The organism is Sinorhizobium medicae (assembly GCF_007827695.1).
Lineage (GTDB): Bacteria > Pseudomonadota > Alphaproteobacteria > Rhizobiales > Rhizobiaceae > Sinorhizobium > Sinorhizobium medicae.
This window is the reverse complement of record NZ_VITA01000005.1, coordinates 54,351-80,897: the sequence shown is the minus strand read 5'-3', so window position 1 is coordinate 80,897 and position 26,547 is coordinate 54,351. Positions and strand designations below refer to the sequence as shown.

Below are 26,547 nucleotides of genomic sequence, written 5' to 3'. Positions count from 1 at the left end.
GCCGAGTTCACGGGGATTTGAGATCGCGCTGGTAGCCGCCCCTGCGCGCTGTTACCGGCAATAAAAAACCGTCACGGCGCGGAGGCGGCGCCGTGACGGTTTTTTTGAAAGCGGGACAAAGGCCCGGAGAGGGGGATGAGGCCTTTGTCCTTATCTGGTGCGGGCGGGGGACAGGCCAATCACCAGACACACGGCATTTTATGACTGCCGCTCGACATGATTTGTGGTGCCAAATGTGGCATTTCAAGGATTGGCAGACTGAATCGCGCATTACAAATGCGTAACGTTTGCGTGAGTGTCCGGAGCCTCCTGCGCCATCCTGTTAAGTCGTGCGGCAAACGGAAAAGCGCAATGGACCTTTCCTTTGCCTCGCGCTATCCATGGCCGCATGAAAAACGGTGATCATCTCTTCCTCGTCGACGGCTCGGGCTTCATCTTCCGGGCGTTCCACGCCATCCCCCCGCTCAACCGCAAGTCGGACGGACTTCCGGTGAATGCGGTGGCAGGTTTCTGCAACATGCTCTGGAAGCTGTTGACCGACGCGCGCGATACCTCCGTGGGCGTGACGCCGACGCATTTCGCGGTGATCTTCGATTATTCCTCCAAGACTTTCCGCAACGGGCTCTACGACCAGTACAAGGCGAATAGGACCGCCCCGCCGGAAGACCTGATCCCACAGTTCGGGCTGATCCGCCATGCCACCCGCGCATTCAATCTGCCCTGCATCGAGAAGGAAGGCTACGAGGCGGACGACCTCATTGCGACCTATGCGCGGCTTGCCGAAGAGGCAGGCGCCGACGTGACCATCGTCTCGTCGGACAAGGACCTCATGCAGCTCGTCACGCCGAAGGTGTCGATGTATGACAGCATGAAGGACAAGCAGATCACCGTTCCGGACGTAATCGAAAAATGGGGCGTGCCGCCGGAAAAGATGATCGATCTCCAGGCGATGACCGGCGATTCGACCGACAACGTGCCTGGAATCCCAGGGATAGGACCAAAGACCGCGGCCCAACTCCTCGAGGAGTATGGCGATCTCGACACGCTGCTTGCACGGGCTGGCGAGATCAAACAGCAGAAGCGGCGCGAGTCCATCATCGCCAATGCCGATCTGGCGCGCCTTTCGCGTGAGCTCGTGACGCTGAAGAAAGACACGCCGCTCGACGTGCCGCTCGACGACTTCATGCTCGATTCTCAGGATGGCCCGAAGCTCATCGCCTTTCTGAAGGCGATGGAATTCACAACGCTCACGCGCCGCGTCGCGGCGGCGACGGACACGGACGCCGAATCGATAGAGCCCGCTCATGTTCCGGTTGAATGGGGAACCGAGGCGCATGGACCGGATCTCGACGTCGGAGAGGCTGGCGGACCTCCGCCGTCGCCGCAATCCTCAAGCGCGGCGCCGCCGCGCGGAAATGCGGCAAGGGCTGCGGTTTCATTCCTCTCCCCCGGCCAGGATGCCGATGCGACCGGCGCAACGCCGGCCGACCTTGCCGAGGCGCGTGCCGCCTATTTCGCCAGCGCTCCTTTCGACCATTCCGCCTATATCACCATACGCGATCTCGCATCGCTCGAACGCTGGATCGCCGACGCGCGCGAGGCCGGGCTTGTCGGTTTCGGCACCCAGGCGACATCGTCCGACGCCATGCGCGCCGATCTCGTCGGCTTTTCGCTGGCGATAGCCGATTACGCGAACGACCCGTCGGGCTCGAGGATCCGGGCTGCCTATGTGCCGCTCGCGCACAAGAACGGCACCGGCGATCTGCTGGGAGGCGGACACATCGACAACCAGATCCCGGCTCGCGAGGCGCTGAGCCGGCTAAAGGAGTTGCTGGAGGACCCGTCCATCCTCAAAGTCGCACAGAACCTGAAATACGGCTATCTGGTGATGAAGCGCCATGGGGTTACCATGCAGGGCTTCGACGACACGATGCTGATATCCTATGTGCTCGATGCCGGCAACGGAGCCCACGGCATGGAGTCGCTCGCCGAGCGATGGCTTGGCCACACGCCGATCGCCTCCAAGGGCATCACCGGCAGTGGCAGGTCGTCGCTCACCATCGACTTCGTCGATATCGACAAGGCAGCGGCCTACTCGGCGGAAGATGCGGATATTGCGCTGAGGCTTTGGCATGTGCTGAAGCCCCGCCTTACTGCCAGGGGTCTGACGCGTGTCTACGAGCGGCTGGAGCGGCCGCTGATTTCGGTGCTTGCCGGAATGGAGGAACGCGGCATCCCCGTCGACAGGCAGATCCTATCGCGCCTCTCCGGCGAACTGGCGCAGGGAGCGGCGGCGCTGGAAGACGAGATATATCGCCTTGCCGGCGAAACCTTCACCATCGGCTCGCCGAAGCAGCTTGGCGACATTCTCTTCGGCAAGTTGGGCCTTCCGGGCGGTTCCAAAACCAAGACCGGGCAATGGTCGACCTCCGCGCAGGTTCTCGAGGACCTTGCGGCCGCTGGACACGACCTGCCCCGCAAGATCGTCGACTGGCGGCAGCTGACCAAGCTCAAATCGACCTATACCGACGCTCTCCCCGGCTTCGTGCACCCGGAAACCAAGCGCGTTCACACCTGTTTTGCACTGGCCGCGACGACAACCGGACGGCTTTCCTCGTCCGACCCGAACCTGCAGAACATTCCGATACGGACTGGCGAGGGTCGCAAGATCCGCACTGCCTTCGTGGCCACGCCGGGACACAAGCTGGTCTCGGCGGACTACAGCCAGATCGAACTCCGGGTGCTTGCCCATGTCGCCGACATCCCGCAGCTGCGCCAGGCGTTTGCGGATGGCGTCGACATCCATGCGATGACCGCTTCCGAAATGTTCGGCGTGCCGGTCGACGGCATGCCTGGCGAAATCCGCCGCCGCGCCAAGGCGATCAACTTCGGCATCATCTACGGTATTTCCGCCTTCGGCCTTGCCAACCAGCTTTCCATCGAGCGGTCCGAGGCCGGGGACTACATCAAGCGATATTTCGAGCGCTTTCCCGGCATTCGCGACTATATGGAAAACACCAAGACCTTTGCCCGCGAGAACGGCTATGTCGAAACGATCTTCGGTCGCCGTGCCCATTACCCGGACATTCGTTCGTCCAACCCGTCGATGCGCGCCTTCAACGAACGCGCCTCGATCAACGCCCCGATCCAGGGATCGGCCGCCGACATCATCCGTCGCGCAATGGTCAAGATGGAGCCCGCGCTCGAAGCCGCCAAGCTATCCGCGCGAATGCTCCTTCAGGTTCACGACGAACTGATCTTCGAGGTGGAGGAGGGCGAGATCGAACGGACTATTCCCGTCATCGTGTCCGTGATGGAGAATGCCGCAATGCCCGCCCTCGATATGAGAGTGCCGTTGAAGGTCGATGCGCGGGCGGCGCACAATTGGGACGAGGCGCATTAAGCTCTTGATATTTGGACGCGCCGCGGCTTGTTAGATTTCCTCACCTCGTGCTTTTCACCGGAATCCGGCCAGACCAAGTCCTCGGGCTGAAACAATTCTTCCCTCGCCGCAAGCGCGGCGCCACTCGATCACCGTGACACAAGCGCAGAGGCGAGGAGAAGAGGAGTGATTGCAGGGCTCCGATACGTTTCCTGCAGCGCCGCGCGCCTTATCAGACGCGCAGAGGTTCAATCCCGCCCCGGCAGCACCCGGTCGGGCGGACGGTGGCCGTCGAAGAAGGTGCGGATGTTGATCACCACCTTCTCGCCCATGTCGATACGGCCTTCCAGCGTCGCCGAGCTCATATGCGGCAGGAGCACGACCTTTCCCTCACCGGCAAGTTTGATGAGCTTCGGATTGACGGACGGTTCGTTCTCGAAAACGTCGAGCCCTGCACCGGCGATCTTCCCTTCGCGAAGGCTCTTGATAAGCGCCGTCTCGTCGATAATGCCGCCGCGCGCGGTGTTGACGATGTAGCTCTCGGGCCGCATCAGCGCCAGCCGCCGGGCCGAGAGCAGATGATAGGTCGCCGGGGTCGAGGGGCAGTTGACGGAGACGATATCGACGCGGGCGAGCATCTGGTCGAGGCTGTCCCAATAGGTCGCCTCCAGCATCTCCTCGGTTTCCGGCTTGACCCTATGGCGATTATGGTAGTGGATCGAAAGCCCGAAGGCCTTGGCGCGGCGGGCAACGGCCGTGCCGATGCGCCCCATGCCGACGATGCCGATGCGCTTGCCGGCAATGCGCCGGCCGAGCATCCAGGTTGGAGACCAGCCCGCCCATTCGCCCTTGCGATCGGTCAGCACCTGCGCTCCCTCGGCAAGGCGGCGCGGCACCGCGAGGATCAGCGCCATGGTCATATCGGCCGTGTCCTCGGTCAGAACGTTAGGCGTATTGGTAACGGTGATGCCCTTGCGCGCTGCTGCATCCACATCGATGTTGTCGACGCCATTCGAAAAGGCGGCAATGAGCTTCAGTTGCGGCCCAGCCTGCTCGATCAGCGCGGCGTCGATCCGATCCGTCACCGTCGGCACGAGCACGTCCGCGCGCTTGAGCGCGGCAACCAGCTCCGGTTGGCTGCGCGGCGTGTCATCGATGTTCAATTCCGCATCGAAAAGTTCGCGCATCCTTGTTTCGACGACATCCGGCAGTTTCCGGGTGATGTAGACCGTTGGCTTTTTCTTGCTTGTCATTGCTATGAGCGGCGCCCCCGTTGACGGGTCCTTAACCAAGTCGGGTGATAGTTCTCCCCACAGCCGCAATTTCTACCAGACCCGGTGGGGAACACAATTGAAAGTCGCCGCCCCCATGCGGGATTTGAAAGCTGCGGGGATTTGCGAGCGGCTGGCCGGTCAGCACCAAAGGGCTTAAGAAAAGTTCTGCTTACGTTCGGAAGATGAGCTTCGTCATGCGTCACGTCATTTCCAGAATTTCCGCCCTCACCATGGCAGCCCTGCTTGGAGCGGTTTTGACGGCCTCCACCGCCCATGCCCAGGCGGCGAAGGGTCCGAGCGGGCTTCCCCTCCCCCGTTTCGTCAGCCTGAAGGCGAAAAGCGTGAACCTGCGCATCGGCCCCAGCGTCGATTACGCCGTCGCCTTCCGCTATCTCAAGTCCGGCGTGCCCGTCGAGATCATCCAGGAATATGACAATTGGCGCCGCATCCGCGACGCCGACGGTACCGAAGGCTGGGTGAACCAGGCGCTCCTCTCCGGCGACCGCACGGCGATGGCAGCCCCCTGGATGCGCAGCAAAGGCGAAGGTGTTTTCGTCAATATGCGCCGGGATCCGCAAGGGACGGCGCCGATCGTCGCCCGCATCGAACCGGGCGTGATGCTGCATATCGGCGAATGCAACGGCGACTGGTGCCATGCCGAGACACAGGGCGTCGAGGGCTGGATCGCCCAGAGCGAGATATGGGGGGCCTATCCGGGCGAGGCCTTCAAGTAAGCCGCGAACCATCGCGGTCGGCACCCCGATCAGCCACGCCACAGCCGCGATCTGACCTTGTGTCAGATGACGATCCTTGTGCGGATTTATCTCGTACCGCCCCCCCTGATCCGCGCGGCTCGCCGGTTCCCCGGAACCGGCGCGGTCCTAAACGAGGCCAGCCTGGCGGGCAGCGGAGGCAAGCGAGATCAGCGGCCGCGGGCCGATTTGGCCGATGACGATGCCTGCGGCCAGATTGCCGAGCTTGCTGCAACTGTCGAGGGAACGGCCAGCAGTATAGCCGAAGAGGAAACCCGCGGCGTAGAGATCACCGGCGCCGGTGGTGTCGACCACCTGCTCCAGAACGCTTGCACCGACGTATATGCGCTCAGCCCCGCGTACGACGACGGAACCTTCCTCGCTGAGCGTGACAGCCGCGAGCTTGCAGTCCTTGGACAACAGCTCGAGCGCGCGGTCGAAATCCTCTGTTTCGTAAAGCGCGAGTGCCTCCTGCCGGTTGGCGAAGACGATATCGACGGTGCCGGAGCGCATGAGCTCGAGAAACTCGCCCCGGTAGCGATGCACGCAGAAACTGTCGGACAGAGTCATCGCGGTCTCCCGTCCATGCGCGTGGGCGATGCGCGCCGCTTCGCGGATCGCGTCCTTGGCGCGCGGCGGGTCCCAGAGATAGCCCTCGAAATAGGTGACTTTCGAATGGGCGACGACGTCGTCTTCGACATCCTCCGGGCCGAGCTCGACGCAGGCGCCGAGATAGGTGTTCATGGATCGCTCGCCATCCTCGGTGACGAAGATCATCGAACGCGCCGTCGGCGGCTGTCCGTCAAGAGGCTTCGTCTGAAAGTGGACGCCCTGCGCGCGGATGTCGTGTGTGAAGATCTCACCGAGCTGGTCGTCGGCGACCTTCCCGAAATACGCAGCCCGTCCGCCGAGGCTGGCGACACCAGCCGCGGTATTTCCCGCGCTTCCTCCCGAGGCTTCGACCGCCGGTCCCATCCGCGAATAGAGCAACTCGGCACGATCGGCATTGATGAGGTTCATCGCGCCCTTGATGATGCCGTTTTCTTCGAGAAAGCTGTCATCGCAGCGCGCAATGATATCGACGATCGCGTTACCGATCGTCAGCACGTCGTATTTTGCCATGAACTCCGTCCGGGTTTCCTTGGTGACCGGTGTTCGTTAATAGCGGTTTTCCGGGCATTTGGAAGACGCCTTCAGCCTTTTTCGCGTGTTCGGGACAGGTAGACCGGGCAGTTGGCGTCTCCACCCTCACGTTGGCAGCGCCCTTTCATCATAGGCATCGGCAAAGCCGGCGCTCGGGGGGATCGGCTTGATGATGTCGATCATCACGCCGTTCGGATCAGCGGTGATGAAATGACGCTGACCGAATTCCTCGTCGCAGATCGGCTTGAGAATGGGCAGGCCGGCATCCTGCATTTCGGCATAAAGACGGTCGGGATCTTCCACCTCGAAATTCAGGAGAAGGCCACGCACGGGCGCGCGATGCCGTTCCGGTACCGTCTCGTGACGGCAGTCGAGAACTGCGAGCGTTACATGCTCGTCCTCTTTCGACTGGAGGTGAACGTACCAGTCGCTGGTGAAGAGCGGCTCGAAGCGCAGGTGCCTGACGTAGAAATCTGCCGTCTGCTGCACGTCCTCCGTCATGATGACCGGGTAATAGCTTGTCGATTTCATTCCTTTTCCTCCGTCGAATATTAACATACAATCTGCATGTACTCATTGTTAACATACAGGCTGCATGTATGCAACAGAAAGAACCAAGGCGATCCAATCGGGAGCGCTCCAATGCGACCCGATCTTCTATCCTCAATGCCGCCCGCGCGCTGTTCGTGTCCCGAGGCTATGCCGACACTGCGACGCCGGACATCGTTGCCGCGGCCGGGCTCACCCGTGGCGCGCTCTACCATCACTTCGAGGACAAGAAGGCACTTTTTCGGGCCGTCATAGAACGGGAGGCGCTCGACGTCGCGGCAACGATCGAGCAGCTGGCCGGCGCGCTCCTCGCTCCGCGCGAGGCACTGCTGGCCGGAGCTGCCGCCTATTTCGACGCAATGGCGATGCCCGGAAGGGTACGACTGCTGCTGCTCGACGGACCTGCTGTGCTTGGCGTCACGGAAATGGCCGCCCTTGATGCCGCTCATGGCGGCAGGACACTCGAAGAAGGGCTGGCAGCCGCCATGGCTCCGCACCGCCTGGAGGAAAAGACGGTGAAGGCGATGGCGTTCCTGTTGTCGGCCGCCTTCGACCGGGCCGCGCTGGAGATCGATGCCGGCGCGGCGCGCACCGACTATGCCTACGCCATCGACCGGCTCATCGATCGCCTGATCACCCCGTAACGACGATGGCGCCGAGCGGGATCGGGAAACCTGTCGCCCGCTCTCCTTCTTCGGGTTCTATCAGCCGACGGCGGCAATTGCCTGCGGCGGCAATTCGACGAGCGGCGCCGGGATATCCGAGGTCTTCTCCGGCGACTTGCAGATGTCGGCAATGACGCAGCGCTCGCATTCCGGCCGGCGCGCCTTGCACACGTATCGGCCGTGCAGGATCAGCCAATGATGAGCGTGGTACAGACGGTGTTCGGGGATGACCCGCAGAAGATGCGCCTCTACCTCATCCGGTGTCTTGCCGGGTGCAATGCGGATACGGTGGGCGATACGGAAGATATGGGTGTCGACCGCGATGGTCGCCTCGCCGAAGGCCATCGAGAGCACCACATTCGCTGTCTTTCGCCCGACGCCCGGCAGCGTCACGAGCTCTTCGCGCGTGCGCGGCACCTCGCCCCCGAAGTCGGTGATCAGCTTGCGGGACAGGGCAATGACGTTTTTCGCCTTGTTGCGGTAGAGACCGATCGTCTTGATATAGTCGCGAACGCGCTCCTCCCCGAGCGCCAGCATCTTCTCGGGCGTATCCGCGACGGCGAAGAGCGCCCGCGTCGCCTTGTTGACGCCTGCGTCGGTCGCCTGCGCCGAAAGCGCGACCGCCACCACCAGTGTGAACGGATTGACATGTTCGAGTTCGCCCTTCGGCTCCGGGCGCTGAACGGAAAAGCGGCGAAAGATCTCCTCCACTTCCTCGGTGCTGTAGGCACTGCGCTGCCGCGCGCTCATGCGGCCACCCGTGCGGCCCGCCATGCGTCCCGTTGACGCTTTCGCCGGCTTTGGCTGCTGTGATGGCGATTTGAGCTTCACGTTTTTCATGCTGCATCTATAGTCATGGGTTATGATCGAAGGCAACGCCGCGCAAAACTTCAACGACGAGCCGATCTTTGCGGCCGAACTGACCCCTTACCGCTCCCTCGGATCGAAAGGGTTCAAGGTTTTCCTGTTGATCGCCGGCATCATGAGCCTGATCCACATAGCCGTGTTCCTGCTCATCGGCGCCTGGCCGATCGTCTTTTTCTTCGGCCTCGATTTCATCCTGCTCGCCGGCGCTTTCCGGCTGAACTACCATGCGGCACGCGCCCGCGAGGAAGTCAGCGTGTCCCGCACGGACGTGTCCGTCAGGAAATTTGCGCCCTCCGGAAGGATGGTCGAGCATCGCTTCAACACTTTCTGGACGCGCTTCAGCATCAAGCGCCATCAGGAGATCGGCATCGTGTCGATGAATATCAGCGGCGGCGGACGTCAGACGGATGTCGGTTCCTTCCTCAACCGCGACGACCGGGAAACCTTCGCCGTCGCCTTCTCGCGGGCACTGGCGACCGCCAGGTCCCGATGAATGCCTGCGATCGAGCCCGACAAGAATCGGGTGGTTCCAGGCTCGCGCGCATGATTATCTGAAGCTCAAGGAGATGATCATGAACGTTGCTACATCCATTCCCACCGACATCACTCCGGAAGGCACCGACTACGACACGGTGACTCGTGTCATCGCGATGCTGACCGAAGACTATCGCGAGCAGCCGTCGCTCGAGTCGCTCGCCCGTCGCCTCGGGCAGTCGCCGACGCAACTTCAGAAAGTTTTCACCCGTTGGGCGGGGCTCTCACCCAAGGCCTTTCTGCAGGCAATCACTCTCGATCACGCCAAACGGCTCCTGCGCCAGGAAGACCTGCCGTTGCTGGAGACCAGCATTGAGATCGGCCTGTCCGGGCCGAGCCGGCTGCACGATCTCTTCGTAACGCATGAGGCGATGTCCCCCGGTGAATGGAAAGCGCGCGGCGCGGGCCTTACCATCCGCTACGGGTTTCACCCTTCACCCTTCGGGACGGCGCTGGTCATGGTGACCGAGCGCGGTCTCGCCGGACTGGCCTTCGCCGATTCAGGCGAGGAGCACGCGAGCTTCGAGGACATGGCCTCCCGCTGGCCGAACGCAATCTACCTTGAAGACAGCGCTGCAACGGCGCGCTATGCGGCGCGCATTTTCGACCCCGATCGGTGGTCCGCGGAGGAGCCGCTGAGGATTTTTCTGATCGGCTCCGATTTTCAGGTCCGCGTATGGCAGACGCTTCTCAAGATTCCGCTCGGTAAGGCAACGACCTATTCGAAAATCGCGGAGAATATCGGCCAGCCAACCGCTTCGCGCGCCGTCGGCGCCGCGGTGGGGCGCAATCCGATCTCCTTCGTCGTGCCCTGCCACCGGGCGCTCGGCAAGGCCGGCGATCTCACCGGCTACCATTGGGGGCTGACGCGCAAGCGCGCGATCCTCGGCTGGGAGGCGGGGAAGGCCTGATGGCCGGGGTGTGGCTGGAGCCGGGCAGCGAACGCCCCCTCATCCGCCTGCCGGCACCTTCTTCCCGCAAGCGGGGGAAGGGACAAGCGGCGAGCGAGCGCTCGAGTCCTGCTCGACGCGAGCGGGACGAGGGGGCAACCGCCCTCTCAATGCGCCGCTGACATATCTCCGAGCACTTCCTTCGATGCGACGGTGGAATCCGCGTTGAGCTTGTAGACCATTGGCACCCCGGTCGCGAGGTTGAGCTTGAGGATCTGCTCCTTGGTCAAGCCGTCGAGCACCATCACCAGCGAGCGCAGCGAGTTGCCGTGGGCGGCGACCAGAACCTTTTCACCGGAAAGCACGCGAGGCAGGATGTCGGTGAGATAGTAAGGCCAGACGCGAGCGCCGGTGTCGCGCAGGCTCTCGCCGCCCGGCGGCGGCACGTCGTAGGATCGGCGCCAGATGTGGACCTGTTCCTCGCCCCATTTCGCCCGTGCATCGTCTTTGTTGAGGCCGGAAAGATCACCGTAGTCGCGCTCGTTCAAAGCCTGGTCGCGGATCGTTTCGAGCGATGACTGATCGACAGCGTCCAGCACCAGTTGGCAGGTGCGCTGGGCACGGATGAGATCCGAGGTGAAGGCGATGTCGAATTTGATGCCGTAGTCGGCAAGCGCCTTGCCGCCGGCCATTGCCTCCTCGATGCCGAGCTCGGTCAGGTCGGGATCGCGCCAGCCGGTGAAGAGGTTCTTCAGGTTCCAGTCGCTCTGGCCGTGCCGGACAAGGACGAGTGTGCCGCTCATTTCTATTTCCTCTTTGTGATTAGGATGTCAGTCAAGCCCGAGAACGTCGAGCATGGAGTAAAAGCCCGGCTTCTGGCTCCGCCCCCAGATCGCCGCAGATACGGCGCCGCGAGCGAAGATCGAGCGGTCGGTCGCGCTGTGGGAAAGCGTGACCATTTCGCCTTCTCCGGCGATCACCACCGAGTGCTCGCCGATCACGGAGCCGCCGCGCAATGTGGCAAAGCCTATTGCCCCTTCGACCCGCGCTCCGGTGTGACCGTCGCGTACCCGCACGGAGTGATCCGCAAGTTTGATGCCGCGACCTCTGGCTGCCGCCTCGCCGAGAAGCAGCGCCGTGCCGGAAGGGGCATCGACCTTGTGCCTGTGGTGCATTTCGAGGATTTCTATGTCCCACCCCTGAGCCGGAAGCGCACGCGCTGCCTTTTCCGTGAGCACGCCAAGCAGGTTGACGCCGAGGCTCATATTGCCTGACTTGATGACGCGGGCGTGACGGGCGGCGGCACGGATCCTCGCCTCGTCATCCGCCGAGCAGCCGGTCGTGCCGACGACATGGACGATGCGCGCCTGCGCGGCAAGGTCCGCGAATTCCACCGTGGCCGAGGGCGCCGTGAAATCGAGCACACCCTCGGCCTCGACGAAGGCTTCGAGCGGCTTGTCGGAAACGGCGACCCCCATCTGGCCGACGCCGGCCAGCTCTCCGGCATCGCGTCCGAGGAAGGGCGATCCACTCCGTTCGATGGCGGCATGAAGGCGCACGCCGGGCGTCTCGTGAACGATCCGGATCAGCGTCTGGCCCATACGGCCGGCCGCACCGACCACCACGAGCCTCATGTCCGTTTCGCTCATCGTCAATTTCCCTTCATGCTTACAGGTCCGGGCTCTAGAGGATCCGGGCCTCGGCTGCCGTATCCGCTCCGCTGCCCTGGAGATTGTGGAGGCGAGCGTAAAGGCCGTCCGGACGCCGCGCAAGCTCCTCATGGGTGCCCTCTTCCACGACCGTGCCGTCCTTCATCACGACGATCTTGTCGGCATTGACGACGGTGGAGAGCCTATGCGCGATGACGATGACGGTCCGGCCGCTCATCGCCTCTTCGAGTGCCTTCTGGACGGCCGCTTCCGATTCGGTGTCGAGCGCCGATGTGGCCTCGTCCAGAAGCAGGACGGGCGCGTTGCGCACGAGCGCGCGGGCGATCGACAGGCGTTGGCGCTGACCGCCGGAAAGCGTCACGCCATGCTCGCCGACCGGTGTGTCGTAGCCCTGGGGCTGCGCCATGATAAAATCATGCGCATAGGCAAGCCGTGCCGCTTCCTCGATTTCCGCATCGGTCGCATCGGGCCGGCCATAGCGGATGTTGTCGCGAATGGAGCCTTCGAAGAGATAGGGCTGCTGAGAGACGTAGGCGAGGCCGCGGCGGAGCGACTGTTTGGTGACGCCGGCGATATTCTGCCCATCGATCAGGATCTCGCCCGCAACCGGATCGTAGAAGCGGGGGATCAAGCTGATGATCGTCGATTTTCCGGCGCCTGAGGGGCCGACCAGCGCGGTCGTCTTTCCGCCCTCGGCACGGAAGCTGACCCCTTTGAGGATTTCGTCGCCATTGCCATAGGCGAAGCGCACGTCACGCAGTTCGACGGCCGCCTCGCCCAGCTTCAGTTCGCCCGCGTCGGCACGGTCGCGCTGGTGCGGCACCGTGTCGAGTATTTCGTAGATCATACGGGCATTGACGGCGGCCCGTTCCATGGACACCTGCAGACGCGCGAGACGCCGGGCCGGATCATAGGCCATCAGCAGAGCGGTGACGAAGGCGAAGAACGCGCCGGGCGGGACATTGTGATAAATCGTGCGGAATGCGGCATAGGCGAGCACGCTGGATATTGCGAGGCCGGCGAAGGTCTCCGTCATCGGCGCGGTGCGTTCGCTCAGGCGCGCGATGCGGTTGGCGCGGTTCTCTGCGCGGTCGATGATCGACTCGACTTTGCGCCGCAATTCGTTCTCCATCGTGAATGCTTTGACGATGGTGATGCCCTGGATGGTCTCCTGCATCGCGCCGAGAACCCGGCTGTTGACCTCGACCGCCTCCCGTGTCGCCAACCGCAGGCGCCGCGAAATGTAACGCAGGCCGAAGAGCAGTGGCGGCGCGACGAAGAAGACGATCAGGGAGAGGAGCCAATCCTTGCTGAACATGACCACGATCAGGCCGATCAGTGTCAGAAGGTCACGGGCGATCGACGTGACCGTCATGTTGAGCACGTCGCGGATGCCGCTGACGTTCTGGCTCACCTTGGCGGCGAGCTGGGCCGAGCGGTGCTCGTGGAAATAGCCGACGCTGAGCGCCATCAGATGCGCGTAGAGCCGGCGCTGATAGCGCGCGACGATATTATTGCCGATCTTGGAAAGGGCGACCGCCTGCCCGTAGGTCGCAAGGCCCCGGAGGACGAAGGCGGCGAAGATCGCGCCGCAGATCAGGAGAACGATATCGGCCCGTCTGTTGGCGAAAGCCTCGTTGACCACGGCTTCCATGATCCAGGCGGTGAAGCCCGTCGTTGCTGCCACGACGATCAGGCATGCGATTGCGAAGGCATAGCCCCGGATGTGATCACGGCCGTTTTCGGCGATGACGCGCTTGAGGATTCCGGTGATCGTCTCGGAATCGACTGCGCGCTTGTTTCTATCCCTGTCGCTCAATAAGCCCGTCTTCCCTGAGCCCGCTCGCGTACCGCACACCGGCATCGCTTTCCGGGGCTCTATAGTGGTTTGCTGCGGATTTGGCGAGTCTCGGAGCCGGCCGCGGCGTCACCTTCTCCAGCGGCGTCCCTCCATTGCAACACCGAAGTCCCTCGGCGTGCGGGCAAAGGCTGCGAGGCCGGAGAGCGCGGCCATCGGGTGGATGACGGCAAAGGTCGGGATCGTCCGCATCAGCGCCGAATGTGGCGCCTTGTCCTCGAAGGCGGCGCGGAACTCAGGCTTCATCAGCGCCGGCAGGATCTTCTGCGAAATGCCGCCGGCAAGGAATACCCCGCCCCGCGCCATGAAGATAAGCGCCATATCGCCGGCAACGCGCCCGAGATAAGTCGCAAAGAGCGACACGGTTTCGACCGCCGCGGCATCCGCACCGGACAACGCACTCGTCGTCACCGCCGCCTGATCCGCGAGAACCGCCGCTTCGCCATTGGCGGCGCAGACCGCGCGATAGAGATTCATGATGCCGCGGCCGCACAGTATCTGCTCGCCGGCCATGCGCCCCTCGATCGGCTCCAGAAACGGCCATATCTCAAAGTCGCGCTCGGTGCGCGGACCTAAATCGACATGCCCGCCTTCTCCGGGGACGGGTATCCAGCTGTGCTGCGCATAGACGAGGCCCGCGACCCCCAGACCGGTACCCGGACCAAGGACGACGCGCGAATTGAAGGGCCGGACCGCGCCGCCGCCGATCTGCACGACGTCCTGGTCGGCCGGGGCGGCAATGGCGAGCGCCTGCGCCTCGAAATCATTGATGATCAGCACGTCTTCGAGGCCGAGGCTCGCCAGCATATCCTTCGGGCGAATCACCCAATGGGCATTCGTCAGCGGTATCTCGTCGCCCTTGATCGGCCCCGCTACGGCAAGAATCGCCGAGCGCGGCTGGACGGAAGTCTTGTCGAGGATGCTTTTCTGCATTGCCTCTTCGATGGTGGCGAAATCGCCCGTCCTGATCGGCTCAAGCTGCCTCGGCTCGCCATAGGCGTCGGTAAGCAATGCGAAGCGGGCATTGGTGCCGCCGATGTCGCCGATCAAAATCGGAAAGGGGAAGCTTTGGTCACTCGCATTGGGCATGGCAGAATTTCCGTCCTGATCGCGGGCGTGGATGTCCGGGGTAAAGCGGGCCGCATTTCATGCGCCCGATTTATATCCTTGCTTGTGCATGTCGTTGCCCCAAAACCGCTGCGCACTTTTGGGCGACATGTTTCCTTGCTTGTGCATGTCGTTGCCCCAAAACCGCTGCGCACTTTTGGGCGACATGCTTCCGTGCTTGTGCATGTCGTTGCCCCAAAACCGCTGCGCACTTTTGGGCGACATGCAGTTGTATCAATTGCGCCTGAAATCGATCAACTGTTCGGCTGTCGCGCGGTTCAGCGCCATCGGAATGTCGTAGACGATCGCAAGCCGCATCAGCGCCTTGACGTCGACGTCGTGCGGCATGGCAGTCAGCGGATCGACGAAGAAAATCAGGCAGTTCACGTCGCCCGTGGCGATCAGCGCGCCGATCTGCTGGTCGCCGCCGAGCGGACCACTCTTGAGTCTGACGATGTCGAGCCCCGGGCACACGTCGAGAACACGGCCGCCGGTGGTCCCTGTGGCGACGATCCTCCACTTGGAGAGGACCGCCTCATTCGCCTTGGCAAACGCCGCAAGGTCATCCTTCTTCTGATCATGGGCGATCAGGGCGAGACATTTCCGATCTGCCATGCGAGAGCCCTCTCGGCGAATGTTCGCCGGACGCGTCTGGGCAGGCGCGCTCTGCGAACCGATTTAAATCGATTTGAAGCGCCTATACATGAGCCCGGCGGAATTGCAAAGTGCTAGAGCGGGATGAGGGAAAGCGTGTGCGGTTTTCCGCCGAAATCCCGCTCTATCCTACTGGAATCGGTATCGTGCATGTTTGGGATCGATCGGCCTGAAAACATGCACCTTATTGTTCGCGCGCCCGCGGCTATTCCAAGCCCGGCCGCGGCAAAGGCACGGGAATATCCGCGAGCGGCGCCTCGCCTGCCGCTTCGATGACCGCTTCGATGCTGGTTGCCGCTGCAGGAATGGCGGCGGGAGCGCGATAGGCAGTACCGTAGGTCGCTTCCTGTTCGGAAGAGGGAGCGGGGCCGTTCAGCACAAGGGCGCAGGCCTTCGGAAGATCGGAGAGTTTCGCGAATTTCGGCCGCGGCGGCTTCGCAGCGGGCTTTTGCTTCGGCTTTGCCCAGGGCTCGTCGGTGAACCACCACGCCAGCGACTTGCCGCAGCCGTCACCCGCCGGAACCGCGGCCTGGTCCTTGCAGCCCTTGGAGCCCGGAGGGCATTTGATCCTGATGTGGAAGTGATAATCATGGCCATAGATCGGCCGCACCTTGCCGAGCGCCGAACGATCGCCTTTCCAGGTGTCGCAGAGCTTCTTTTTGATAGCGGGGTTCACGAAGACCCGCTCGACCTGCGGATAGCTGGCTGCCATCATGATCAGCCGTGCGTGCGATGGCGTCCAGATGGAGGGATCGACCGTCAGGAACTTGCTCTTATCGAGCATGGACGTCGCGGAAATCGTCTCGCGCTCCTGGTAGCTCAGCGTCTTTCGCGGCATCGGAGTCAGCCAAATGTCGGCATCGAGCCCGATCTGGTGCGATGCGTGGCCCGAAAGCATCGGGCCGCCGCGCGGCTGCGAGATATCGCCGAGCAAGAGGCCAGGCCAGCCGATCTTGTCGACGGCATCATGGGAGAAGCGCTCGATCAGCGCGATCATCGCCGGATGTCCCCAGCGGCGGTTTCGCGACAGGCGCATCGCCTGCCATGTCGGTCCGTCGGTCGGGATGGCCACGCCACCGGCGAGGCAGCCCTTGGAGTAGAATCCGAACGCGGCCGGCGCCGCCTGCATCGGCAGGCCTTTGGCGCCGAAGAGTTCCTTGGCCGGCGGAGCGTCGTCCGCAGCCGCCTCCGCGGAGACGAGGCTTGCCCCCATGATCAGAGCCAGGACGGCCGAACCGCAGCGCCTAAGCGCAGCACGCGCATCAAATCTCATTCCATTCCCCACGAGCATGCGGCAACTTTGGAGCTACGGCGATTTTTGCGCCTCTGACACGGCGCGCGGCGCCGCAGCCCGCCGTCCTCTCCTATCCTGATTTCGCCGCGATTGCATCAACCTTGCGACTCACCGGGATGTGACTGAAGAATTTCGCCTGATTTTGGGCAGGTCCTGTCAATTGCCCTGATTTCGCCTATCTTCATGAAAAAAGAACATTGGAACAAAAAGGGGTACCGGCCGGATGCCAAACTTCTGCAGGACCATGAAGCCAGGCCTTGCGGCCTCGCTTCTGACAGCAGCGCTTCTCCTCCTCCCTGCTGCATCGAATGCCGAGGAACAGCCCGCCTGGCGCCACGCTACCTCGTCGATCGGCGAGCCCAAATACAAGACGGATTTTGCGCGTTTCAACTACGTCAATCCCGATGCGCCAAAAGGCGGAGAGCTACAGCTTTCGGAGAACGGGACGTTCGACTCCTTCAATCCCATCCTCGCCAAGGGCGAGGTGGCTACGGGCGTCTCTTCGCTGGTCTTCGACACACTCCTGATGTCGTCCGAGGACGAGATCACCACCTCCTACGGCCTGCTTGCAGAGGGCGTTTCCTATCCGGCCGATATTTCCTCCGCCACTTTTCGCCTGAGGGCAGAAGCCAGATGGGCCGACGGCAGACCGGTGAGACCGGAGGATGTCATCTTCTCCTTCGATAGGGTGAAGGAGCACAATCCGCTCTTTTCCAACTACTACCGTCACGTGGTTTCAGCGGAAAAGACCGGCGAACGGGACGTTACCTTCCGGTTCGACGAGAAGAACAATCTCGAACTTCCGAACATTCTCGGCCAGTTTCCCATCCTGCCGAAGCACTGGTGGGAAGGTCAGGACGCAGAAGGCAAGAAGCGCGATATCGGACGCACGACACTGGAACCGGTCATGGGCTCCGGTCCTTACAAGATCGCCGCTTTCCAGCCTGGCGGCTCCATCCGTTTCGAATTGCGCGACGACTATTGGGGCAAGGATCTCAATGTGAATGTCGGCAGGTACAATTTCCGCACGATCAACTACGTTTTCTTCAGTGACCGAAGCGTGGAGTTCGAAGCCTTCCGTGCCGGCAATGTCCATTTCTACCGGGACAACAGCGCGAGCCACTGGGCCACGGCCTACGACTTTCCGGCAATGAAGGACGGACGGGTGATCCGCGAGGAAATCGAGAACCCGCTGCGCGCAACCGGCGTGATGCAGGCCTTCGTACCCAATCTGCGTCGGGAAAAATTCAAGGATCAGCGGGTACGCGAAGCGTTGAACTACGCCTTCGACTTCGAAGACCTGAATCGCAGCCTCGCCCACAATGCGTATCAGCGCGTCGACAGTTATTTCTGGGGCACCGAGCTTGCCTCTTCCGGTCTGCCCGAGGGGCGCGAAAAGGAGATCCTCGAGGAACTGAAGGACAAGGTCCCCGCCGCCGTTTTCGACAAGCCCTACAAGAATCCCGTCAACGGCGATCCGCAGAAGGTACGCGATAACTTGCGCAAGTCGCTCTCTCTCTTCAAGGAAGCGGGTTACGAACTCAAGGGCAGCCGATTGGTGAACTCGAAGACCGGCGAGCCGTTCCGCTTCGAGATCCTTCTGCCCAATCCCTCACTCGAGCGTACGGTTACGCCCTTCGTGAACAGCGTGAGGAAAATCGGCATAGATGCTCGCATTCGCACGGTCGACGACTCGCAATATACAAATCGCGTCAGAAGCTTCGACTATGACATGATCTACGGCGTCTGGGCGCAGACTCTGGTGCCCGGCAACGAACAGAGCGATTACTGGGGCTCGGCGTCGGTTGACCGGCCGGGATCCATGAACTATGCCGGTATCGCCGATCCGGCCATCGACGAACTCATCCGGAAAATCATCTTCGCGCCGAACCGCGAGGAACTCGTCGCGACGACACGGGCGCTCGACCGCGTCCTTCTCGCCCATCATTACGTCGTGCCTCTTTTCTATTCGAAGGCCTACCGCATCGCCTATTGGAGCCACCTGGCCCGCCCGGAGGAGCTGCCCTATTACGGGATGGATTTCCCGGCTGCGTGGTGGTCGAAGAGCGCCGCTGCCAAATGAAGCCCTTGCGCTCGGGCGCCGTCTCGATTCCAAATGCGGGAAACGAATCACGAAACACGAACGGCTCCGCAGAGGCCGCAGCCGCTGGGAGAAGCAGGATTTGACGCACATTAGAGCAATTCCAGTCGACGCTGCGCCGGTGTGCCTAGCCAGCAATTCGTCGATCCAGAGGTTCGCCTGATGGGTGCCTATATCCTGCGCCGGCTTCTGCTGATGATCCCGACCATCGTTGGGATCATGGCGATCTCCTTTGCAGTGGTACAGTTCGCGCCGGGCGGGCCGGTCGAACAGGTGATCTCCGACCTGACCAATGCTGCCGGCTCAGACAGGCTTTCCGGCAATTCCGGCGATCTCGCGCCTGTAGGCGGTGGCGACGGCGGGCAGTATCGCGGGGCTCAAGGTCTCGATCCCGATTTCATCGCCAAGCTCGAAAAGCAGTTCGGCTTCGACAAGCCGCCGCTCGAGCGCTTCGTCACGATGATGTGGGACTATGCCCGATTCGACTTCGGCGAGAGCTTTTTCCGCAATACGCCGGTCATCGACCTGATCGTCCAGAAAATGCCCGTTTCCATCTCGCTCGGTGTCTGGATCCTCATATTCTCCTATGCCATTTCGATCCCTCTCGGCATCAAGAAGGCCGTTTCCGACGGTTCGACCTTCGACGTCTGGACGTCCGGCATCATCATCGTCGGCTATGCGGTGCCGAGCTTCCTCTTCGGCATTCTCCTGATCGTGCTTTTCGCCGGCGGTTCGTTTTTCGACTGGTTCCCCTTGCGGGGCCTGGTCTCGGACAATTTCGAGGAGCTCACCTGGTACGAGAAGATCCTCGATTATTTCTGGCATATGACGCTGCCGCTGATCACGCTTCTGCTCTCTGCCTTCGCGACCACGACGCTGCTCACGAAGAATTCCTTCATCGACGAGATCAAGAAGCAATATGTGACGACGGCGCGGGCAAAGGGCCTGAACGAGCGTCGCGTCCTCTACGGGCATGTTTTCCGTAATGCGATGCTGATCATCATCGCCGGCTTCCCCGGCGCCTTCATCTCCGCCTTCTTCACGGGATCGCTCCTCATCGAATACATCTTCTCACTCGATGGGCTGGGTCGGCTCGGCTACGACGCGGTCGTCAAGCGCGACTATCCGATCGTCTTCGCAACTCTCTTCATCTACTCGCTGATGGGACTCGTCGTGAGCCTCGTCTCGGATCTCATCTACACCTGGGTCGACCCACGCATCGATTTCGAGCGGAGGGACGTCTGATGAGCGCCGTCACCGCCTATGCCGCGCCGGAAAAGGGCTGGCTCACGCCGATCGGGCGCCGCCGCTGGCAGAATTTCAAGGCCAACCGCCGCGGCTACTGGTCGTTCTGGCTTTTCCTTCTCCTGTTCGGCCTCAGCCTGTGTGCGGAGTTCATCGCCAACGACAAGCCGATCGTGGCCTCCTACAAGGGCGAGATCCTGTTTCCGGTGCTGATCGACTATCCGGAGGAGAAGTTCGGCGGCTTTCTCGCCGTGACCGACTTCCGGTCCGACTTCATTCGCGACGAGATCGATGCGAATGGCTGGGCGATCTGGCCGCCGATCCGCTATTCCTACCAGACGGTCAATTCCAACATTCCGCATTCGGCGCCGACGCCGCCATTCTGGCTGATGAGCGAGGAAGAGCGCTGCTCCGCCTATCCGCAAGGGGCGGCCGATCCCGGATGCATGCTCGGCAATCTCAACTGGCTCGGCACCGACGACCAGGCGCGCGACGTCATGGCGCGGATGATTTACGGCTTCCGAATTTCGGTGCTCTTCGGGCTGGCGCTGACGATTGCTTCCGCCGTCATCGGCGTTTCGGCCGGCGCCGTGCAGGGTTATTTCGGCGGCTGGACCGATCTGCTCATGCAGCGCTTCATCGAAATCTGGTCGTCGATGCCGGTGCTCTACATCCTGCTCATCATCGCCGCCATTCTGCCCCCCGGCTTCTTCATCCTGCTCGGCATCATGCTGCTTTTCTCCTGGGTCGGCTTCGTTGGCGTCGTCAGGGCCGAATTCCTGCGCGCGCGCAATTTCGAATATGTGAACGCGGCGCGGGCACTCGGCGTCGGCAATGGCACCATCATGTATCGGCATCTCCTGCCGAACGCCATGGTCGCAACGCTCACCTTCCTTCCCTTCATCCTTTCGGGGTCGATCACCACCCTCACCTCGCTCGACTTCCTTGGCTTCGGCATGCCGCCCGGATCGCCTTCACTCGGCGAGATGATCGCGCAGGGCAAATCCAACCTGCAGGCGCCCTGGCTGGGATTGACGGCCTTTTTTGCCATGTCGATCATGCTGTCGCTGCTGATCTTCGTCGGTGAGGCGACGCGCGACGCCTTTGATCCGAGAAAGACCTTCCGGTGAGCGCCACGATGACAGACACCATCCTCTCCGTGCGCGACCTCTCCGTCGCCTTTCACCAGGGCGGCGAAACCTCGCTCGCCGTCGATCGTATCTCGTTCGACATCAAGCGAGGCGAGACCGTCGCTCTTGTCGGTGAGTCGGGTTCCGGGAAATCGGTCTCGGCCAACTCCATACTGAGGCTGCTTCCCTATCCGGCTGCAAGCCATCCGAGCGGCGAGATCGTCTTCAACGGGAAAGATCTCCTGAAGGTGGGCGAGGACGAACTCAGGCACGTCCGCGGCAACGACGTGACCATGATCTTCCAGGAGCCGATGACATCGCTCAATCCGCTGCATACGATCGAGCAGCAGATCGGCGAAATCCTGGAAATCCACCAGAACCTGAAGGGTGCCGCCGCCCGCGCGAGAACGCTGGAGCTCCTCGATCAGGTCGGAATCCGCGAAGCGGAGAAGCGCCTCGGCGCCTATCCGCACCAGCTCTCCGGCGGTCAGCGCCAGCGCGTGATGATCGCGATGGCGCTCGCCAACCGGCCGGAGCTCTTGATCGCCGACGAACCGACGACGGCGCTCGACGTGACGGTGCAAGCGCAGATCCTCGAGCTTTTGAAGTCGCTCAAGGACGAGCACGGCATGTCCATGCTGTTCATCACCCACGACCTCGGCATCGTCCGCAAGATCGCCGATCGGGTCTGCGTCATGACCAAGGGCAAGATCGTCGAAACCGGACCGACTGCCGAGATTTTCGCCAATCCTCAGCACGACTATACCCGGCATCTGCTTGCCTCCGAACCCCGGGGCGAACCGCCTCCCTCCGACACGTCGAGCCCGATCGTCGTGGAAGCGAGCGGCATGAAGGTCTGGTTTCCGATCAAAGCGGGTTTCCTGCGGCGCGTGGTCGATCACGTCAAGGCGGTGGACGGCATCGATCTGACGCTCCGTGCCGGCCAGACGCTTGGCGTGGTCGGCGAGTCGGGTTCCGGCAAGACGACGCTGGGCCTGGCGCTGACGCGGCTGATCTCGTCCAAGGGCCGGATCGCCTTCGTCGGGGAGAACATCGACGCCCATAGTTTCCGCGAGATGCGTCCGCTCCGAAATCGGATGCAGGTGGTGTTCCAGGACCCTTACGGGTCGCTCAGCCCGCGCATGTCGATCGCCGACATCATCGGCGAGGGCTTGAAAATCCACGAGAAAGCACTGACGGATAACGAACGCGACGGGCGCGTCGCCGCCGCTTTGGAAGAGGTCGGCCTCGATCCCGCGACGCGCTGGCGCTATCCGCACGAGTTCTCCGGCGGCCAGCGCCAGCGCATTGCCATCGCCCGGGCGATGGTGCTGAAACCGCAATTCGTCATGCTCGACGAGCCCACTTCCGCGCTCGACATGAGCGTGCAGGCCCAGGTCGTCGATCTCCTGCGCGACCTTCAGCGCAAGCACAATCTCGCTTACCTTTTCATCAGCCACGATCTCAGGGTCGTGCGCGCGCTCGCAAACGAGGTGATCGTCATGCGGCTCGGCAAGGTCGTGGAGCAGGGACCCGCCGAGCGCATCTTCGATGCGCCCGCGGAAGACTATACACGGGCGCTGATGGCCGCCGCCTTCAATCTCGAAGCGGTCAATCTCGCCGCCGTTCATCAGTAGAGTTTTCGTCCATGTCCGCCAAAAGCCCGGTGATCGTCGACCTGAAATTCATCCCCGAAGAGGTGGAGGCGGCCCTTGCAGGGGCCTTTCCCGACCGAGAGGTCATCGATCTCGCTGACCCGGTGCATCGGGGGCGTGACCTGTCCGGCATCGATTATGCCGTGGTCTGGAAATCCGCCCCCGACCTCTTTTCGCGGGCACCGGACCTCAAAGTGGTCTTTTCCGGCGGCGCCGGCGTCGACCACGTGCTGACGCTTCCCGGCCTGCCCGACGTGCCGCTGGTGCGCTTCGTCGATCGGACGTTGACGACGCGGATGAGCGAGTGGGTCGTAATGCAGTGCCTCCTGCATCTTCGCCAGCACCACGCCTACGAGGCGCTTGCGAACAGGCACGAATGGCGCGACCTCAGTCAGCCAGAGGCAGCCGACGTGACCGTCGGCATCATGGGAATGGGCGTGCTCGGCCAGGACGCCGCCCGCAAGCTCGCCGTCATGGGCTTCAAGGTGATCGGCTGGTCGCGAAGCAAGCGGGTGATCGAGGGTGTAGAGACCTACGACGCTGCCGGACTGGACGCATTTCTCGGCCAAACGGATTTCCTCGTCGGCCTGCTGCCGCTGACGCCGGAGACCAGAGGCATATTCAACGGCGCCCTTTTTGCCAAGCTCAGCCGCCGAGGACCTTTCGGCGCGCCTGTTTTCATCAATGCAGGCCGGGGCGGCAGCCAGGTCGAGGCCGATATCCTGGAATGCATCGATTCCAGTATGCTCGCAGGCGCCTCGCTCGACGTCTTCGAACGGGAGCCGCTCCCGCAGGAAAGCCGCTTCTGGGACCTGCCGAACGTCTACGTGACCCCGCATGTCGCAGCCTCGTCCGACGTCAGGGCCCTCTTCGTCCATGTAGAACATCAGATCGCGCGCTTCGAGAGCGGGCTTCCCCTGGAACATGTGGTGGATAAGGTAGCCGGCTACTGATTGGCCGGTGTCCGGTCGCGCTCCCCCGCGTACGGGGAGAGGGCAAGGGTTGAAGGGGCAAATCTGCGGGCGATCATGCCGGCAATAAAGCCTGACCGTTGCTGCGCCCCTAGGGCCGCCTGTATCCCGTCGGCTGCGCATACAGCCAGCCGATGCGCCGGATGGCGTCTTCGAGACCTTCCCGCGCCACCGTCATCGTGTGGCCATTGGCATGTATCAGCGTCTTCTCGTCTTCCATGATCGCCACATGGCCCTTCCAGAAGACGAGGTCGCCGCGCGTGAGTCCCTCGCGCTCGATGACGCGGCCGAGGTCCCTTGCCTGCATATCGGAGTCGCGCGGCGCATTGCGCCCGGTCATCTGCATCGCGAGTTGCACAAGGCCCGAACAGTCGATGCCGAACCCGGAGCGGCCGCCCCAAAGATAAGGCGTCTCGATAAAGCGGGACGCGACCGCGACGTAGTCGTCCGTGAGCGGATTGCCGGCCTGGATGCAATGATCGGCGACGATCGCCAGCCCGCCTTCCAGCAGAAAATAGCGCGTGCCGCGCGTCTCGGTCTCCCCGACGACCTCAACCCGGCTCCCCATGGAAAGAGCATGGACCTGGGGAAAACGCAGATCCGCGCCGCGATAGACGAATGTCCGCGGCACCGAGACGATGTGCGTTGCCGCGGAGTGCGCAGGCTTCAGCAGATCCTGCGGTACGTAGCCGACATAGCCGTCGAGGTCGGATTTGACCCACGCCCATCCGCCGGCGACGTCGAGTATGCGCAGCGTCTCGCCATAAAGCAGCTCGGTATCGGTGCCGCAATCGGCCTCCGGCCTCGGACGGAGCGGCGTCACCGGCACAGCCACTGCCGCCGGCGTGCCTTCCACGAAGCGCTTCGCCTCGACGATGCCGCGCAGACGCTCCTCCGCGAGGTCTTCGCGATAGGCATTGAGACGGCGATCGAGAACTTCTGGCATTGGCGAGCTCATAGTTTCCGGCCTTGATTGATGATCAGATCGCCGAATTTTTCAAGATAGAGAGCACCTTCCAAAGTGCGCTTGATGATGACATTGCGCCTGTCGCGCTCGTCGCGGGAGCGATCGACGAGGCCAAGCGCGCCCATGGTGTCGAGCGCACGTGTGATCACCGGCTTCGTCACATCGAGGGCGGCGGCGAGGCCGCGCACCGTGTGGGGCGGCGGTACCAGGTAAATCTGTAACAGGATCGCCATCTGACGCAAGGTCAGATCGCGGCTGTCGATGCGCACCTGTTCGAGTGACACCGTATGCCAGAGCCCCAGCGCCTGAGAAGGGGTAAGTTCGACCGGCAAAGGAAACTCCTGCATGGATAAGGCTGCGGGAGCATAGCCGGCCGATCGTTACGCAAGCGTTTCTCTTGTGAATCAAATGCGGGCCGCGCCCCTCCCGATATGATGATAAAGCGCCCGGATCGCCTGCGCCTCGCCGCCGACCGGCGAATGCGGACGCTCGGCTTGTGCCCAGCCGAAAATGTCGAAGTGAACCCAGCTTTTCGCATTCGTTACGAAGCGTCTGAGGAAAAGCGCCGCTGTGATCGAACCGGCCATACCGCCGGAAGGCGCGTTGGTCAGATCGGCGATGCGGGCGGAAACATCTTTGTCGTAGCCCTTGTAGAGCGGCATCCGCCAGAGCGGATCGTCCACGGTAAGGCTCGCCTCAGCCAGATCGCGGGCGAGATCTTCGTCGTCGGTGAAGAAGGGCGGCAGGTCCGGACCGAGCGCGACTCGGGCGGCGCCGGTCAGCGTCGCCATGTCGATAATGAGGTCTGTCTTCTCCTCGTCCGCGTAAGCGAGCGCATCGGCGAGGATCAGTCGGCCCTCTGCGTCCGTGTTGTCGATCTGCACGGTCAGGCCCTTCCGGCTCTTGTAGATGTCGCCCGGGCGGAAGGCGTTTGCCGAGATCGAGTTCTCGACCACCGGGATGAGGACGCGCAGATCCACCTTGAGTTTGGCATCCATGATCATCAGAGCGAGGCCCATGACGTTTGCAGCACCGCCCATATCCTTCTTCATGAGCAGCATCGATGCGGCCGGCTTGATGTCCAGTCCGCCGGTGTCGAAGCAGACGCCCTTGCCGACGAGCGTCACCCTCTTGTGCCCTTTCCTGCCCCAGCGCATTTCAAGAAGCCGCGGCGCTTCGGCACTGGCGCGGCCGACCGTATGAACGAGCGGAAAATTCTCCGCGAGCAGCGCTTCGCCCGAGACCACCGAAACCTCGGCCTTGTAATGGGCAGCCAGTGCCCGGAAGGCGGCCTCCAACGCTTCCGGCCCCATGTCGTTGGTGGGTGTGTTGATGAGGTCGCGGGCGAGGAAGACGCCAGCGAGCTGGCGCTTGATATCCGCCGCGTCGGCATCGGCCGGAACGAGCAGCGTCGGCGCTTCGGCTTTTGCAGATTTGTAGCGCTCGAAACGATAGGAGCCGAGGCCGTAGCCGAGCGCCAGCCGGTTGGCCGTGAGAGGCGCCGTTTCGACATGCCATTTGCCGGCAGGGAGCGTCCGGGCGAGCTTGCCGGTCAGGAATGGTGCCTCGGAAGGGTTGGCGCCCAGACCGAACAGCGCGCCGCCGAGTTGGCCGTCGGCCGAGGGGATAAGCAGCACCGCGCCCGATTCCGCCTTGAAGCCGGCCTTCTTCGCCCAGTCGAGCGCTATAGGGTCGATGCTCCCCGTCTCGATATGCGACGGCGTCACCGCAAAGATCGGCAGCGTCTTGCCGTTGCTTGTGTTGAACGGCGATGGCCGCTCGATGAACTGGTAGGGAGCCATGGAAATCCTCGACTGACGGATAAGAACAAGCGCGATT

Annotated in this window: 23 protein-coding genes; 10 read left to right on the top strand and 13 right to left on the bottom strand. The window is 62.5% G+C overall.

The annotated features are described in order from the left end of the window. The first annotated feature begins 388 nt into the window (after positions 1-388). The gene (gene polA, locus FB009_RS10000) at positions 389-3,403 is read left to right on the top strand and encodes a DNA polymerase I (RefSeq protein ID WP_028054327.1); all 3,015 of its coding nucleotides are present in this window, start codon (positions 389-391) and stop codon (positions 3,401-3,403) included. Positions 3,404-3,630: 227 nt separating this feature from the next. Here polA and FB009_RS09995 read toward each other — a convergent pair whose 3' ends face one another. After that, entirely contained in the window at positions 3,631-4,635 is a 1,005-nt protein-coding gene (locus FB009_RS09995; protein ID WP_024311306.1) for a 2-hydroxyacid dehydrogenase, read from the bottom strand. A gap of 251 nt (positions 4,636-4,886) precedes the next feature. On the opposite strand from FB009_RS09995, the gene FB009_RS09990 reads away from it, so the two are divergent. Beyond that, entirely contained in the window at positions 4,887-5,390 is a 504-nt protein-coding gene (locus FB009_RS09990) for an SH3 domain-containing protein (RefSeq protein WP_050563409.1), read from the top strand. A gap of 147 nt (positions 5,391-5,537) precedes the next feature. On the opposite strand, the gene FB009_RS09985 is transcribed toward FB009_RS09990, so the two are convergent. Both FB009_RS09985 and FB009_RS09980 read right to left on the bottom strand, forming a co-directional pair. Further along, positions 5,538-6,530: an adenosine kinase gene (locus tag FB009_RS09985; protein ID WP_012067580.1), complete on the bottom strand. Its 993-nt coding sequence runs from the start codon at positions 6,528-6,530 to the stop codon at positions 5,538-5,540. A gap of 126 nt (positions 6,531-6,656) precedes the next feature. Continuing rightward, the gene (locus tag FB009_RS09980; RefSeq protein WP_012067579.1) at positions 6,657-7,082 is read right to left on the bottom strand and encodes a VOC family protein; all 426 of its coding nucleotides are present in this window, start codon (positions 7,080-7,082) and stop codon (positions 6,657-6,659) included. A gap of 68 nt (positions 7,083-7,150) precedes the next feature. Here FB009_RS09980 and FB009_RS09975 point away from each other — a divergent pair, with 68 nt between their 5' ends. Beyond that, positions 7,151-7,744 carry a TetR/AcrR family transcriptional regulator gene (locus tag FB009_RS09975; RefSeq protein ID WP_145161576.1) on the top strand — a complete coding sequence of 198 codons (594 nt, stop codon included), beginning with the start codon at positions 7,151-7,153 and terminating at the stop codon, positions 7,742-7,744. Positions 7,745-7,804: 60 nt separating this feature from the next. Here FB009_RS09975 and nth read toward each other — a convergent pair whose 3' ends face one another. Continuing rightward, positions 7,805-8,605 (bottom strand): endonuclease III, encoded by an 801-nt coding sequence (gene nth, locus FB009_RS09970; protein WP_024311308.1) that lies wholly within the window; start codon positions 8,603-8,605, stop codon positions 7,805-7,807. A 22-nt stretch (positions 8,606-8,627) separates the two neighbouring features. Here nth and FB009_RS09965 point away from each other — a divergent pair, with 22 nt between their 5' ends. Together FB009_RS09965 and FB009_RS09960 are read left to right on the top strand one after the other, a co-directional pair. Continuing rightward, positions 8,628-9,125 (top strand): DUF2244 domain-containing protein, encoded by a 498-nt coding sequence (locus FB009_RS09965; RefSeq protein WP_012067576.1) that lies wholly within the window; start codon positions 8,628-8,630, stop codon positions 9,123-9,125. Positions 9,126-9,204: 79 nt separating this feature from the next. Then, complete coding sequence (locus tag FB009_RS09960) at positions 9,205-10,077, top strand: methylated-DNA--[protein]-cysteine S-methyltransferase (protein WP_012067575.1); 873 nt, start codon at positions 9,205-9,207, stop codon at positions 10,075-10,077. A 146-nt stretch (positions 10,078-10,223) separates the two neighbouring features. Here FB009_RS09960 and FB009_RS09955 read toward each other — a convergent pair whose 3' ends face one another. The 6 genes from FB009_RS09955 to mepA all read right to left on the bottom strand — a co-directional run bounded on the left by FB009_RS09955 (position 10,224) and on the right by mepA (position 16,618). Next, positions 10,224-10,859 (bottom strand): 2,3-bisphosphoglycerate-dependent phosphoglycerate mutase, encoded by a 636-nt coding sequence (locus tag FB009_RS09955; RefSeq protein WP_012067574.1) that lies wholly within the window; start codon positions 10,857-10,859, stop codon positions 10,224-10,226. Positions 10,860-10,886: 27 nt separating this feature from the next. Beyond that, positions 10,887-11,705 carry a 4-hydroxy-tetrahydrodipicolinate reductase gene (gene dapB / locus FB009_RS09950; RefSeq protein WP_012067573.1) on the bottom strand — a complete coding sequence of 273 codons (819 nt, stop codon included), beginning with the start codon at positions 11,703-11,705 and terminating at the stop codon, positions 10,887-10,889. A 34-nt stretch (positions 11,706-11,739) separates the two neighbouring features. Beyond that, positions 11,740-13,545: an ABC transporter ATP-binding protein gene (locus tag FB009_RS09945; RefSeq protein WP_012067572.1), complete on the bottom strand. Its 1,806-nt coding sequence runs from the start codon at positions 13,543-13,545 to the stop codon at positions 11,740-11,742. A 108-nt stretch (positions 13,546-13,653) separates the two neighbouring features. Continuing rightward, a complete protein-coding gene (locus tag FB009_RS09940) occupies positions 13,654-14,673 on the bottom strand; it encodes a glucokinase (RefSeq protein WP_012067571.1) in 1,020 nt (339 codons plus the stop codon). 252 nt (positions 14,674-14,925) lie between these two features. Then, complete coding sequence (locus FB009_RS09935; RefSeq protein WP_012067570.1) at positions 14,926-15,306, bottom strand: methylglyoxal synthase; 381 nt, start codon at positions 15,304-15,306, stop codon at positions 14,926-14,928. A gap of 244 nt (positions 15,307-15,550) precedes the next feature. Then, positions 15,551-16,618 (bottom strand): penicillin-insensitive murein endopeptidase, encoded by a 1,068-nt coding sequence (mepA, locus tag FB009_RS09930; protein ID WP_012067569.1) that lies wholly within the window; start codon positions 16,616-16,618, stop codon positions 15,551-15,553. A 244-nt stretch (positions 16,619-16,862) separates the two neighbouring features. Between mepA and FB009_RS09925 the strand changes: the two genes are divergently transcribed. The 5 genes from FB009_RS09925 (at position 16,863) to FB009_RS09905 (ending at position 23,723) form a co-directional block, all read left to right on the top strand. Continuing rightward, the gene (locus tag FB009_RS09925) at positions 16,863-18,722 is read left to right on the top strand and encodes an extracellular solute-binding protein (protein ID WP_012067568.1); all 1,860 of its coding nucleotides are present in this window, start codon (positions 16,863-16,865) and stop codon (positions 18,720-18,722) included. A gap of 180 nt (positions 18,723-18,902) precedes the next feature. After that, positions 18,903-19,985 carry a microcin C ABC transporter permease YejB gene (locus tag FB009_RS09920; RefSeq protein ID WP_012067567.1) on the top strand — a complete coding sequence of 361 codons (1,083 nt, stop codon included), beginning with the start codon at positions 18,903-18,905 and terminating at the stop codon, positions 19,983-19,985. Then, positions 19,985-21,115, top strand: coding sequence for an ABC transporter permease (locus FB009_RS09915; protein ID WP_012067566.1), 1,131 nt, complete (start codon positions 19,985-19,987; stop codon positions 21,113-21,115). The genes FB009_RS09920 and FB009_RS09915 overlap by 1 nt, the downstream gene beginning before the upstream one ends. Positions 21,116-21,123: 8 nt before the next feature. Continuing rightward, positions 21,124-22,752 (top strand): ABC transporter ATP-binding protein, encoded by a 1,629-nt coding sequence (locus tag FB009_RS09910; protein ID WP_012067565.1) that lies wholly within the window; start codon positions 21,124-21,126, stop codon positions 22,750-22,752. Between the two features lie 11 nt (positions 22,753-22,763). Beyond that, a complete protein-coding gene (locus FB009_RS09905) occupies positions 22,764-23,723 on the top strand; it encodes a 2-hydroxyacid dehydrogenase (RefSeq protein WP_012067564.1) in 960 nt (319 codons plus the stop codon). A 109-nt stretch (positions 23,724-23,832) separates the two neighbouring features. Here the strand turns inward: FB009_RS09905 and FB009_RS09900 are convergent, their stop codons facing one another. The 3 genes from FB009_RS09900 to FB009_RS09890 all read right to left on the bottom strand — a co-directional run bounded on the left by FB009_RS09900 (position 23,833) and on the right by FB009_RS09890 (position 26,510). After that, positions 23,833-24,687: a C40 family peptidase gene (locus tag FB009_RS09900; protein ID WP_024311310.1), complete on the bottom strand. Its 855-nt coding sequence runs from the start codon at positions 24,685-24,687 to the stop codon at positions 23,833-23,835. 8 nt (positions 24,688-24,695) lie between these two features. Then, on the bottom strand, positions 24,696-25,040 hold the full coding sequence (locus FB009_RS09895; protein ID WP_012067562.1) for a MarR family transcriptional regulator: 345 nt from the start codon (positions 25,038-25,040) through the stop codon (positions 24,696-24,698). A gap of 72 nt (positions 25,041-25,112) precedes the next feature. Then, positions 25,113-26,510 carry a leucyl aminopeptidase family protein gene (locus tag FB009_RS09890; RefSeq protein ID WP_012067561.1) on the bottom strand — a complete coding sequence of 466 codons (1,398 nt, stop codon included), beginning with the start codon at positions 26,508-26,510 and terminating at the stop codon, positions 25,113-25,115. Positions 26,511-26,547: the final 37 nt, after the last annotated feature.